This window comes from Marinobacter sp. UBA5687 (genome assembly GCF_002420325.1).
GTDB lineage: Bacteria > Pseudomonadota > Gammaproteobacteria > Pseudomonadales > Oleiphilaceae > Marinobacter > Marinobacter nauticus.
Genome location: NZ_DIHV01000122.1, coordinates 69,715 through 82,562, shown reverse-complemented (window position 1 = coordinate 82,562; position 12,848 = coordinate 69,715). Strand labels below are relative to the sequence as shown.

The following is a 12,848-nucleotide window of genomic DNA, read 5'->3' as shown; positions in this document are numbered from 1 at the left end:
CAGTCTCCTAGCGACGGACCTTGAGCGCCATCAGGCCTTCCGGGCGCAGCATCAGGATGCCAACGACCACCAGCAGGGTGAGGACTTTGGCCATGGAACCACTGAGGAAGAACTCCATCGTGGACTGGGCCTGGGAAATACCGAAAGCAGAGACAATGGTGCCAATCAGACTCTGGGCACCGCCGAACACCACCACCAGGAAGGTATCGACAATGTAGGCCTGGCCGGAGGACGGGCCCGTAGAGCCGATCATGGTAAAGGCCGCACCGGCGATACCGGCAATGCCACAGCCCAGGGCGAAGGTCATACGGTCAACCCCGGCACTGTTGATGCCCACGGCTTCGGCCATCGGGCGGTTCTGTACCACGGCACGGACCTTCTTGCCCCAGCCGGAGCGGTACATCAGCAGGTAAACCCCCAGGGCGATGGACAGGGCAATGATCATCACGAACAGGCCGTTGATGGGCAGTTCCACCAGATCGGTAACCTGGATGGCGCCCATCATCCACTCCGGCAGTTCCACACCCACTTCCCGGGCGCCGAAGATGGAGCGGTAGGTTTGCTGCATGATCAGGCTCAGGCCCCAGGTGGCCAGCAGGGTGTCGAGCGGGCGCCGGTAGAGGTGCCGGATCATGGCCCATTCGATAAAGGCCCCGAGGGCCGCACAGATGAGAAACGCAATAATGATGGCGACGAAGAAGTATCCGCCAAACAGACCGGGCAGGACCGACTGGAAAAACCCGGAGACAAGGTAGGTGGTGTAGGCGCCGAGGATCATGAATTCCCCGTGGGCCATATTGATCACCCCCATCTGACCAAAAATGATCGCCAGGCCCAGTGCCATCAGTACGAATACCGAGAACAGGGACAGCCCGGCAAAGCCCTGCATGGCAAAAATCGACATCAATTCGCTGGTGGTGTATCCGTCAAACATGACCCTTACTCCCGTCGCTTAAGAACACGTGCTTGCGTCCGAGCCGGACGCCGGTGCCCGAAGGCACCGGCCACGGCTGCTTACTGGTAACCTTCCGGGAACGGATCGGGTTCCATCAGCTCGTCGGTTTCATAAACCACTTCATACTGGCCATCGGTTTTGGCGCGGCCGATGCGGGTCTTGGACCAGAGGTGATGGTTTTCGTGGATGCGGACATAGCCTTCCGGTGCCTTGGTAAATTCGATGCCGGGTGAGGCCTCACGAATCTTGTCGATGTCGAAGGAGCCGGCTTTTTCCACCGCCATCTTCCACAGCCACGGGCCGAGATAGGCCGCCTGGGTCACATCGCCAATCACCATGTCGTCACCCCAGGCTTCCTTGAAGGCGGCCACGAATTCTTCGTTGTTGGGGTTATCTAGGCTCTGGAAATACTTCATGGAGGCGTAGATACCTTCCACGTTCTCGCCGCCGATACCGCGGATTTCATCCTCGGTGACGGAGATGGTCAGCAGCAGCGGCTTCTCGTCGGTGAAATCGACACCGGCGGCTTTCATCTGCTTGTAGAAGGCCACGTTGGAACCACCGACCACCGACGCAAAGATCACGTCCGGCTTCTTGAGCTTGATCTTGTTGATCACGGAGTTGAACTGGGTGTGGCCCAGCGGGTAGTACTCCTCGCCCACCACTTTCAGGCCCAGTTTGTCGATGTGCTTGCGGGCAATTTTGTTGGAGGTACGGGGCCAGATGTAATCCGAGCCCAGCAGGTAGAAGGTTTTGGCGCCTTTCTCTTTCACCGCCCAGTCGATACCCGCCAGAATCTGCTGGGTGGCTTCCTGGCCGGTGTAGATCACGTTGGGTGACTGCTCCAGACCCTCGTAGAAGGTCGGGTAGTACAGCATACCGTTGTACTGCTCGATGACCGGCAGAATGGCTTTACGGGAAGCCGAGGTCCAGGCACCGAAGATGGCCGCGACGTTGTCCTGGCGAAGCAGCTTGCGGGATTTCTCCGCGAAGGTGGGCCAGTCACTGGCGCCGTCTTCCTGGACAAACTCGATCTGCCGGCCAAGGACACCACCGGACTCGTTGATCTGCTCAATGGCGAGCTTCTCGGCCTGCACCGAACCAATCTCACTGATGGCCATGGTGCCGGTGATGGAGTGCAGGATACCGACCTTGACGGTGTCGTCAGTGACCGCCAGTCCGGTGGTGTTTACCTCGTCGGTTGCCGGCGTGGCCGCCTGGGCCGACGTGGCCAGCATGATGGATGCGGCCAGGGTGGCCAGGCTCTTTCGCAGCCCTTTGCTCTTGTGACTCCGCCCTCCGGCGGCAATGGTTGTGGTTCCCATGGTCATTCCTCGCAGTGGTTGAAAGCCGGTACCGTGCTCCGCTCCGGAAGCACAGTGCCCACGTCAATCATTCTGCTCAGGCCTGTCATGGGTGCCCATTCGGCATTCACCCCAGCGTGGTACGTCATTTGACGCATACCCGTGCCAGGTCAGACAGGTTACAACCGCAGGCAACCCCAAGGCGCACATCCGTTGCACCGGTTTATGGCACGGTTCTTGTTCCAGCTTTCTGATCCGGTGCGTGACGGCAGCAAACGCGCACCAATTCAGGGCGGCCCGGCGGGCCAGGAGCAGGGCGGGAATGGCAGTAAAACAGAATATTTTTCGGGTCCGGCGTAGCTATAACCAATGGGTAGCCAACCAGACCCTGGAAGACTACGCCCTGCGCTTTACCGCCAAAAGTGCACGCCGGTGGTCGGCTGCGCGGGTCAGCCATACTGCGCTGGGGGCCATCTCGTTCCTGGCCATGGAGGCCATCGGCGGCTCCATTACCCTGCACTATGGTTTCGACAACGCCGTCGCGGCGATCCTCGCGGTCAGCCTGGTGATTTTCCTGACCGCGATCCCGATCAGCTACTACGCCGCCCGCTACGGGGTGGACATCGACCTGCTGACCCGGGGCGCCGGCTTCGGCTACATCGGCTCGACCATTACCTCGCTGATCTACGCCTCCTTTACCTTCATCTTCTTCGCCATTGAGGCCGCTATCATGGCGATGGCGCTGGAAATGCTGTTTGCCATTCCCCTGGTACTGGGTTACCTGATCTGCGCCGTGGTGATCATTCCTCTGGTCACCCACGGCATCACCACCATCAGCCGCTTTCAGGTGTGGACCCAGCCCCTGTTTATCCTGCTGCAGCTGGCGCCTTTCGTTTTCATCATCTACGCAGATGCCTCCTCCATCACCGACTGGACGCAGTTCCAGGGCGTGGGCCTGCCCGCCGACAATGGCTTTGACCTGCTGCTGTTCGGGGCGGCCGCCGCGGTGGTGTTCTCCCTGATTGCCCAGATTGGCGAACAGGTGGATTTCCTGCGCTTCATTCCCGAGCCCACCAATGCTCCGGAACGGCGCCGTTGGTGGGTGGCGGTGATGGCCGGCGGCCCCGGCTGGGTTGTCATCGGCATGGTAAAAATTCTGGCCGGCTCCTTTCTGGCCGTGCTTGCACTGAATCAGGGCATTTCCGCAACAGAAGCGGCCGACCCAACCCAGATGTATCTGGTGGCGTTCAACTACATCACCCATTCCCCCGAGCTCTCGCTGGCGATGGCCGGCATCTTCGTGATTCTGTGTCAGATCAAGATCAACGTGACCAATGCCTACGCCGGCTCCATTGCCTGGTCCAATTTCTTCTCCCGATTGACCCACAGCCACCCTGGCCGGGTGGTCTGGCTGGTGTTCAATGTCGCCATTGCCCTGCTGGTGATGGAACTTGGCGTGTATCGGGCACTGGAAGAGACCCTGGGATTCTACGGCATTGTCGCCATTGCCTGGGTGGGTGCCCTGGTGGCAGACCTGGTGATCAACAAACCCCTGGGCCTGAGCCCGGCCCATATCGAATTCAAACGGGCGCACCTGTACGACATCAATCCGGTGGGTGTGGGCGCCATGATCACCGCCTCGGTGGTGGGAATCACCTGCCACACCGGGGTACTGGGTGACTACGCCCAGGCCCTGTCCCATTTCATCGCCCTGGCGGTGGCACTGGTCACCGCGCCCCTGATTGCCTGGAAGACCGGCGGGCGTTTCTACACCGCCCGTCCGTTTGTGCCCCTGGCCACCGATCACCAACTGGTGGGGTGCAGCATCTGCGAACACCGCTTCGAGCCGGAAGATGTCACCCACTGCCCCGCCTACGATGGCGCTATCTGCTCGCTGTGCTGTTCGCTGGATGCCCGCTGTGAGGACGCCTGCAAACCGGGCGCCGGCTACCAGGAGCAGATGCAGCAGTTTCTCGGGCGGTTCCTTCCGGCGCCACTGCTGTCGGCACTGCGCTCCCGGCTCGGGCATTTCCTGTCGCTGCTGGTGGTCATCAACGGATTTTCCGCACTGCTGCTGTCGCTGATCTACTTCAAAACCCCGGTGGCTTCGCTTGCCGAGGCTACGCTGCTGTCTGTCACCCTGTGGAAAGTGTTCTTCATTCTGGTCATTGTCACCGGGGTGATCTGCTGGCTGTTTGTACTGGCCCATGAAAGCCGGGTAGTGGCGGAGGAGGAATCCCGGCGCCAGACCCGCCTGTTGACCGAGGAGATTGTCGCCCACGAACGCACCGACCAGGCCCTGCAGCAGGCCAAAGAGCAGGCCGAGGCCGCCAACGGCGCCAAGAGCCGGTACCTGACCGGAATCAGCCACGAGTTACGCTCGCCCCTTAACGCCATCCTCGGTTACGCCCAGCTCATGGAGAACGACGACTCGGTACCGCCTCATCGCAAGGAAGCCCTGGGGGTCATTCGCCGCAGCGGCGAATACCTGGCGGATCTGATTGAAGGGTTACTGGATATCTCAAAAATTGAGGCGGGCCGGCTGGATCTGCACCGTGACCAGGTGCGCATCGGGTTGCTGATGGAGCAGTTGGTCACCATGTTCCGGCTTCAGGCCGAAGAAAAGGGCCTGGCGTTTGACTACCACTGCCCTCACCCTCTGCCAGAACTGGTGACCACCGATGAAAAACGCCTGCGCCAGATACTGATCAATCTGTTGTCGAACGCCATCAAATACACCGACCAGGGCAGCGTGTCACTGACCCTCCGCTACCGCAGCCAGGTGGCGGAATTCACCGTGCGTGATACCGGCGAGGGCATTGCCGCAGAAAACATCGAACGCATCTTCCGGCCGTTTGAGCGTATCCGCAATCCCGGCCAGAGCCGCACCGGAACCGGCCTGGGCCTGACCATCACCCGACTGCTGACGGAAATCATGGGCGGCGACATCTCGGTGGAGAGCGAACCTGGCGAGGGCAGCGTGTTCAAGGTCAGCCTGATGCTGTCGAGCCTGCATTCCGCCAGCCCACGCTCGATCTCGACGCCAGCCCGCAGGATCTACGGCTACCATGGCGCCCGCCGGAAAATCCTGCTGGTGGATGACGACGACTCCCATCGTCAGGTGATCCGGGCCATGCTGTCGCCACTTGGCTTTGAAATCAGCGACACCGGCAATGCCATGACCGTTCCGGAACGAGTGGAACAGGAGCGCCCCAACCTGATTCTGCTCGATGTGTCGATGCCCGGGAAAAGCGGCTGGGAGGTGCTGGCCGAGCTCAGGGAAATGAAATACAACCTGCCCGTGGTGATGGTCTCGGCCGACGCCAACGAGGGCCACCATAGCGCCGAGGCACCGCGCCTGCACGACGGTTACATCATCAAACCGGTGCGACTGAACCTGCTGCTGGACACCATTGGCCGGGTCATGGGCCTGGACTGGCGCTTCGAGAAAAGCCCGGAGCCCCTGGCCGCGCTACCGCTGCCAGCCAGCGGCGCGCTTGAACTGCCCGCCCGGGAGCACTGCGAGGCGTTGGCAGACCTGGCCAGAATCGGCCATCGCAAGGGCCTGCTGGAGGCACTGCACAGCTTGCAGTATGCCGGAGACGCCAGTGACGCCTTCGTTCAGGAGATCACCAAATTCACCAACGATTTCCAGTTCGAGAAGATTCTCGAACTTCTTGAGGTAACCGAACATGAAGCATCCTGATGACCGCAAAACCGTGGTACTGGTCGTCGACGACGCCATCGATTCCATCCGCATGATCAATGATGCACTGGAAGAAGCTGGCATGACCGTGCTGGTGGCGCTGGAAGGTAATCAGGCCCTGACCATCAGCCAGAACATCACCCCCGATGTGGTGCTGATGGATGCGCTGATGCCGAATATGGATGGCTTCGAGACGTGTCGGCGACTCAAGGAAAACCCCGCCTTCGCGGACATTCCGATCATTTTCATGACCGGCCTGAGCGATACCGAACACGTGGTTATGGGCCTGAATGCCGGCGGCGTGGACTATGTTACCAAGCCCATCGACACCACCGAGTTACTGGCCCGCATGGCGGTGCACCTGGCCAACGCCAGAATGACCCGCAGCGCCCGTTGCGCGCTCGATACCGCCGGTCAGAACCTGTTTGCGGTCGACCGCGAGGGCAACCTGCTGTGGGGTACCCCGCAAGTATGCCGTTGCCTGCCGCCGCCGGATCACGAGGACTTCCAGGGAGTACGGGAACAACTTGAGGACTGGCTGGGCCACCGACCGGATCCCGGCCACAGTCTGCCCATCCGGTTGCTGGACACGCCCCGCTCCATCGAATATCTGGCCCTGGTGGATGACCAGGAATACCTGTTGCGTCTGAAAACACCCCAGAACCAGAACAGCGCCTCAGCGGCGCTGCGGGAACGTTTTGATCTTACCCTGCGGGAGTCGGATGTCCTGCTGTGGATCGCCAATGGCAAGACCAACCGGGAAATCGGACAGATTCTGGAGATGAGCCCCCGCACCGTGAACAAACACCTGGAGCAGGTGTTCCGGAAGATGAATGTGGAAAACCGGACGGCGGCAGCGGCCAATGCCATTCGGGTGCTGGCAACGCTTTAAAACCTGCCGGTGTTACCGGTACTGCTCCGGGAATCCTGGCACCACATAGGTTTGCTGAAACCGTCGCACCGGCGGTACTTCGCCCTTTTCGGCCAGGCGCAGGTAAGCGTCGTCAAAGGCCTCACGTAGAATGGCCGCACGCGGATTGGCCAGGGAAAACAGCCAGGCGCCATTGCGGCTGCGCATTTCCGATTCGCGAATCTCGGCATCTGTCGTCCGGCTCAGGGTTTCCTGCACCGGTTGCCGGTAGTCCAGCAGGTAATCACCGCGATGACGCTTGAGCATATTGAGGCCGGAGCGATGGTTCGGTGCTTCGGTAATCTGGATATCGGGCTGGGAGGTCAGCCAGTCTCTGAGGCCGGCGTAGGTATAGCCGCCGATCAGAATCACGGTTTTGTTGCGCAGGCGATCCATATGATCCACTGGCGGCACGCCCTCCAGATACCAGGCACTCAGTTCCACCGGAATCGGGCTGATCCAGCTTTCGAGAATGTCGTCTTTTAAAGCGGGAATGTCGGTTAGCCCCATCCACAAATCGATCGTGCCGTTTTTCAGATAGAGGTAGGTGCGGGCCACCGGCAGGTAGATGAATTCCAGTTGGTAACCCGCCTCTGTCGCTACCTTGCGGGTAATGTCCACAAACTCTCCGGCAGGCTCGCCCTTGTCATCCCGATAAGTGACCGGCGGAAACTCAACATAAGCAACCCGTATGGTTTTATCGACAAAAGCCTCCGAATCTGAGGCACGGACAGCGGTGGGATAGAACAAATATGAGAAAACCAGAACAAGAAAAAGCGCCATCAGACAGGCGCGCGAAAGGGTCGATTGGGGTTGTTGACAACTGCGCATGTATACCGCTTTTCTTTTATCTGTTTACCTGAAGGTTAACAGATCCTATGAAAACTGTGCGGTGAAATATGCAAAACCTTGACTCAGAACGCGTGGGTGACCATGTACAGACCGACGCCACCCATCACGATGGTGTAAGGCAACGCCATGATCACCATGCGCCCGTAGGACAAACGCACCAGAGGTGCAATGGCTGAGGTCAGCAGGAACAGGAACGCCGCCTGGCCATTGGGTGTAGCTACGCTCGGCAGGTTGGTACCGGTATTGATGGCTACGGCCAGGGTCTGGAAGTGCTCGTAGCTGATGCTGCCGGCGTCCAGCGCCTGTTTCACTTCGCTGATGTAGACGGTCGCCACAAACACGTTGTCGCTGATCATCGACAACAGCCCGTTGGCAATGAAGAACATGCCCGGCTGCTGGCCTTCAGGCAGCGCCAGTACGTAATCAATGATCGGTTTGAACAGGTGCTGCTCGTGAATCACCGCCACCACGGCGAAAAACACCACCAGCAATGAGGTAAAGGGCAGGGATTCCTGGAACGCCTTGCCAATCTGGTGTTCGTCCGTCACGCCGGTAAAGGAGGTAATCAGGATAATCACCAGCAGGCCAATCAATCCTACTTCGGCGATGTGGAATGCCAGACCAAACACCAGAATGACCGCGGCCACCGCCTGAATCCAGAGCGCCGCCTGATCAGACTTGGTGCGCCGAGCCTTTTCATTATCAGCGAACTCTTCCAACACCCGTCGCACCGGCTTGGGCAGTCGACCGCCATAGCCAAACCAGCGTAGTTTCTCCAGCGCCCAGCACGTGGCCAGACCGGCGAACAAAACCGGAATACTCACCGGTGCCATGTGCAGGAAAAAGCCGGCGAAATCCCAGCCAACCACCTTGGCGATCAGCAGGTTCTGGGGTTCACCCACCATGGTGGCGACGCCGCCCAGAGCGGTACCGATCGCCCCGTGCATCAGCAGGCTGCGGAGAAAGGCACGGAAGTTTTCCAGATCTTCCCGGTGCAGCTCAATCACTTCGTCGTCGCTGTTGGTGTTGTGGTCTTTCTGCTGGTAACCCTTGCCGGATGCCACCTTGTGATAGACCGAGAAGAAACCTACCGCAACGCTGATGATGACGGCGGTGACGGTCAGGGCATCGAGAAACGCAGACAGCACCGCTGCAGCGCTGCAGAACAGCAGCGACAACGCCGACTTGGACCGCACCCCCACCAGAATCTGGGTGAAGGTCACCAGCAGCAGCTCTTTCATGAAGTAAATACCCGCCACCATGAACATCAGCAGCAGGATGACCGGGAAATTGGTCAGAACCTCATGGTACACCGCATCCGCCGACGTCAGCCCGATCAGCAGGGCCTCCACCGCCAGCAGGCCCCCCGGCAACAGTGGATAGCACTTCAGTGCCATCGCCAGCGTAAAAATAAACTCACCGATCAACAGCCAACCCGCCACGCCGGGCCCAAGCAGATACATGACAATCGGATTGATGACCAGAAACAGCAGAATGACCTGCTTGTACCAGACAGGTGCCTTGCCAAGGAAATTATGGGTAAAGCCGGAGATAACAGTCGTGGGCATTACAGACATCTTCTGAGAAATCGGTTTGTTGGTATTGTGCGCCAGAAGACCCGCATCTTCCTTGATATTTACGTACCGGAGTATGGTCCAAAGGTACGAATTTCAGTCCGCTTTTGGTCTTAATAACAAAAAGAAGGCGAGATAGAGCCGGGCACCACAGGAAATTTAAGTAATACTACTTAATTACTGCCGAAACGGCGACGGTATTTTAACCGATTTCTCGATTAACAAGGTAACTTTCTGAACAAATGACGGTCATGCCTAATATTGGATCTGATATTTTCAGGACCGGATCCAGGCAGGCTCCTGTAGCAGCATAAAAAAGTTGGTAACAAAATGACTCTCTAGACCGCATTTCATAATATCCAATCAACCATAAAAATAAATAAAGTTGGTAACTTTTGGGGCATTCTCCGAAAAAGACGCCCAAATTTATCACAAAAAAGTTGGTAACTTTTTTGGCGAGCTTCCAGCGAAAGATTCAAGCTTCCCAAAATGGGTCTCGAAAACGGTACGGATGGTCGTATAACCATCCCGCAAATTGGTGCATTTGCTAGTCAGCTACCGAGACTATAACTTACGCTCGTACTTTAGAAGCCCGCTTTTGCGGGCCAACCATCTCGGCAAAACCACAATGTGCCGCCCATTACCAAGATCCTGTATTTCTGAAATCTGAGAGATGGGCAGGACATAAGACTCACCGGCCATGCTCGCCAGGTAAAGGCTTCCATAGTCAAAATGCCCGCCAGTGACTTTATAGGAACGCGGCGCGGCCTTTCGGATCATTACATCAATCGCACAAGTTTCAGTCATAAACACTTGACGCCTGGGCTCAACCGCCGCACTAGCGATCGGTTGAAGCGCATGGTTAGACAGCCTTTGATTAGGGGCCCCAGCATCCTTCACTTGGCAGTTTTTTGGAGTCGCCATGCCTGCTCGAATGAGTGCGCACGCTTTCGACTTACCAACTGAAACTCTATTGACCCCGACGTTTTTCTAGCTGTCCAATAATTCCCAACTAGTTTCTCTGGCGATCTCGGAGGACCTTCTATGCCCAGTCGTGTAGCACCATAATGCATGCGGCTGCGGGTTTGCTGTAATTCTATTTCTGGTTCATTTAAGAAAACCGTTGCTAGAATGAACTTGTCGCCAGGCTCCGCCGTTACTGACGCAGCGACCGTGGTTGATGATGACTCTTTCGTATACTGGCGAACGTTAATTTCGTCTACTGTTTGAGTAACGATAAGGACCGCATCTATTGGGCCACGCGGTTCGGTTTCCCCATCATGAATATAATCAGATTTAAGCTTCCCGACCCACGTCCCGGTTAAGTTAGGTGTTTTGGTTAGCAAGTGAACAATAGGCCAGTGCCAAGCCCAATGTTTGAATACGAAGGCCGTGGCGGTGAGCACGGCGACAGCTACCGAGAATGGTCCCAAGTAGCTCCATGTCAAAGTTTGCCCTTGTAGCAATAGATAGATAGCCCAAGTAGCGACGACCAATCCTACAATGATGGTTGCATACGCCCTATTCACTTGCTGAACCCGACATGCTGCCAAGCTTTCAGAAGGAACGAATGTGCTCCAGCTTTGGTCCACGGCTGCTCGCTACCAAAAAGCCATTTTAGTCCGCTCACCTCCAAGTAGACCAAATCATCTGTTTCTGGCTTTGTGCCATTCCAAACCTCAGTGATTACAGCTTTTAAGTCGTCGTATAAGTCGCCTTGCTGGAAGCAGCCATCTGAAGCATTGAAAGCCAAACATTCCAACAAAAAAGAGGGCACGTCAGCGGCTTTTCGTATCGCCTCGTCTGTACTCTGCTTCATATCGTCGCGAAGACATTTTAAAACTCTTGCGACGCGTTTATATCGACGACCAGTGCGGCTGTTTTTGTCAACACCATTTGCATAGTGGTCTCCATGCCAGTTAATAATTCTTGAATTATCCTTACCCCTCATTTCGACACCTTCTAAATAGTGCCATGTCCCGTCCACGTTTTGCTTCCCGGTGTACCTATGATGCTCTAGGAAAACCGCAACGTCCGCGTCTAGTCGAGCAGTGTTAGAGTGGACGTCAAATGCTTTTGAGCCAGCGGTCACTCCGTCGGCGCCAAATTTGGCGCGTAAAGCTTTTCCCACATCTTCGCGAAATGCTTTTAAGCCGTACTTCACTCCACCTGCATGACCTAAGTCTTCTGGTTGAGGCGGCTTACCATTCGGATATTTTGAGAAGAAACAATCGTGGAGCACCACGGCAATATCAATGTCACTTTCGTTTCTAGTATTGGTATTGTTTTTATAAGAGCCTGTTCCATATACGCTTATTCTTTTGCCTTCCAGAGGAGCATGCCCGGATATCGCGTCGTTCACCATTCTTGCGGCCCGATCTGCCTTAGCTTCTTCACTATCGCTTGGTGGTCGAGACCATCGAGAAAATCGGTCATTCCAGTACTGAGACATAATCGCTCCGAGTATTGGTGAACTTATGGGTTACTATCGTTCCTGAATTTAACACGAGCCTAACGTTCACGCCGGGAGAACCCGGACGCTAGTAGAAAGAGACATCATGATTGTTATTTGTCCCGAGCTGGCGCAACACTATCCGTCCCACGGTTTTGCGATCTGTGAAATACTTGCCGGAAAGCTCTAACTGACAATTACCTTCCAACTGAACGCGACGCACGTCAAAAATCGTCGAGCCACAATAGCTTGGCCATGCGGGATTCTTCGGGTCAGCGCGATAAACGTAGTACAGTTTCTTTTGCCCGGCTTCCATGCTGGGCGTTGTGTCGAGCGTGACAGATTTCATCGTTTCACCATGGATATCGATTTCCGTGGAAAGCAAAGTTTGGCGAACTACAGCTCGAACATCTATGGCCTTTCCATCTTCGAGGGTTATCTCACCCTTCCAAGTTCCATTCAGGTCAGGGTAGATGGATTCGTTAATATACCCTATGAATGCCCAAATCTTCCGCGAACACGAAGGGAGCATTAGTAAGGTCACTATAAATGTGCTGACAATTGAGGAGATCGTGACGACCTTAAATAGAGAATAATCTGGAAGCCATATGGCCTGAACAAAGGCGTAGATTCCGATGCTCAAGGCGACAGTTGTGTACGCCACATACTTGAGTAGTGAATCAAACCGGATAATCCGAACCATCTAGATTTCTCCAATCCTTGAATATCGGTGTATGCAGTTCTTACCGTTACTCTTCGCAGATAGAAGAGCGATGTAGGACTGACTCAGCGACTGACCTACCCCCGCTGAGAGAGTAATCCCCTCTGGAGCAAACTTGCAGAGTTCCGTGAAAGCGCGCTCAAAATCAATATCACTTTCTATTGAAGCTGCCACACCGTCTGCAGCACAGAAAATCACCTCAAACCCCTGCCCCTTGAGGAAATTGGATATTTTTTCCGTGGCACCTTTCATCTCATCACAGAATTGAGAGAGCTTAGCTGTCGCATTTTCAAGATAGAGTGACGTGATCTTCCTGCCCACATCGTCTCCATCTATTGAGATGTAGTTCAAATTAACCTCTACGAATCTGAATG

10 protein-coding genes are annotated in these 12,848 nt (G+C 56.1%); 2 read left to right on the top strand and 8 right to left on the bottom strand.

What is annotated here, in order from left to right:
- Positions 1-7 precede the first annotated feature (7 nt).
- Positions 8-934 (bottom strand): urea ABC transporter permease subunit UrtB, encoded by a 927-nt coding sequence (gene urtB / locus B3Y70_RS12895; protein ID WP_011787267.1) that lies wholly within the window; start codon positions 932-934, stop codon positions 8-10.
- Positions 935-1,014: 80 nt separating this feature from the next.
- On the bottom strand, positions 1,015-2,280 hold the full coding sequence (gene urtA, locus B3Y70_RS12890) for an urea ABC transporter substrate-binding protein (RefSeq protein WP_011787268.1): 1,266 nt from the start codon (positions 2,278-2,280) through the stop codon (positions 1,015-1,017).
- 301 nt (positions 2,281-2,581) lie between these two features.
- On the opposite strand from urtA, the gene B3Y70_RS12885 reads away from it, so the two are divergent.
- Together B3Y70_RS12885 and B3Y70_RS12880 are read left to right on the top strand one after the other, a co-directional pair.
- A complete protein-coding gene (locus tag B3Y70_RS12885; RefSeq protein WP_278350841.1) occupies positions 2,582-5,965 on the top strand; it encodes a hybrid sensor histidine kinase/response regulator in 3,384 nt (1,127 codons plus the stop codon).
- Entirely contained in the window at positions 5,952-6,857 is a 906-nt protein-coding gene (locus tag B3Y70_RS12880; RefSeq protein ID WP_228224560.1) for a response regulator, read from the top strand. The genes B3Y70_RS12885 and B3Y70_RS12880 overlap by 14 nt, the downstream gene beginning before the upstream one ends.
- A gap of 12 nt (positions 6,858-6,869) precedes the next feature.
- On the opposite strand, the gene B3Y70_RS12875 is transcribed toward B3Y70_RS12880, so the two are convergent.
- The 6 genes from B3Y70_RS12875 to B3Y70_RS12855 all read right to left on the bottom strand — a co-directional run bounded on the left by B3Y70_RS12875 (position 6,870) and on the right by B3Y70_RS12855 (position 12,825).
- The gene (locus B3Y70_RS12875; protein ID WP_278350840.1) at positions 6,870-7,625 is read right to left on the bottom strand and encodes a substrate-binding periplasmic protein; all 756 of its coding nucleotides are present in this window, start codon (positions 7,623-7,625) and stop codon (positions 6,870-6,872) included.
- 164 nt (positions 7,626-7,789) lie between these two features.
- Complete coding sequence (gene nhaB / locus B3Y70_RS12870; RefSeq protein ID WP_041656555.1) at positions 7,790-9,295, bottom strand: sodium/proton antiporter NhaB; 1,506 nt, start codon at positions 9,293-9,295, stop codon at positions 7,790-7,792.
- A 902-nt stretch (positions 9,296-10,197) separates the two neighbouring features.
- A complete protein-coding gene (locus B3Y70_RS17610; protein WP_422655533.1) occupies positions 10,198-10,707 on the bottom strand; it encodes a hypothetical protein in 510 nt (169 codons plus the stop codon).
- A 119-nt stretch (positions 10,708-10,826) separates the two neighbouring features.
- Entirely contained in the window at positions 10,827-11,753 is a 927-nt protein-coding gene (locus tag B3Y70_RS12865) for a nucleotidyltransferase domain-containing protein (RefSeq protein WP_286893912.1), read from the bottom strand.
- An 88-nt stretch (positions 11,754-11,841) separates the two neighbouring features.
- Positions 11,842-12,456, bottom strand: a complete 615-nt coding sequence (locus B3Y70_RS12860; RefSeq protein ID WP_286893913.1) for a hypothetical protein — start codon at positions 12,454-12,456, stop codon at positions 11,842-11,844.
- Positions 12,457-12,825: a mCpol domain-containing protein gene (locus B3Y70_RS12855; protein WP_200201659.1), complete on the bottom strand. Its 369-nt coding sequence runs from the start codon at positions 12,823-12,825 to the stop codon at positions 12,457-12,459.
- Positions 12,826-12,848: the final 23 nt, after the last annotated feature.

Excerpts from the sequence above, each read along its gene's own strand:
- urtB (WP_011787267.1), bottom strand. The coding sequence starts at position 934 with ATGTTTGACGGATACACCACCAGCGAATTGATGTCGATTTTTGCCATG.
- urtA (WP_011787268.1), bottom strand. The coding sequence starts at position 2,280 with ATGGGAACCACAACCATTGCCGCCGGAGGGCGGAGTCACAAGAGCAAA.
- B3Y70_RS12885 (WP_278350841.1), top strand. The coding sequence starts at position 2,582 with ATGGCAGTAAAACAGAATATTTTTCGGGTCCGGCGTAGCTATAACCAA.
- B3Y70_RS12880 (WP_228224560.1), top strand. The coding sequence starts at position 5,952 with ATGAAGCATCCTGATGACCGCAAAACCGTGGTACTGGTCGTCGACGAC.
- nhaB (WP_041656555.1), bottom strand. The coding sequence starts at position 9,295 with ATGCCCACGACTGTTATCTCCGGCTTTACCCATAATTTCCTTGGCAAG.
- B3Y70_RS12865 (WP_286893912.1), bottom strand. The coding sequence starts at position 11,753 with ATGTCTCAGTACTGGAATGACCGATTTTCTCGATGGTCTCGACCACCA.
- B3Y70_RS12860 (WP_286893913.1), bottom strand. The coding sequence starts at position 12,456 with ATGGTTCGGATTATCCGGTTTGATTCACTACTCAAGTATGTGGCGTAC.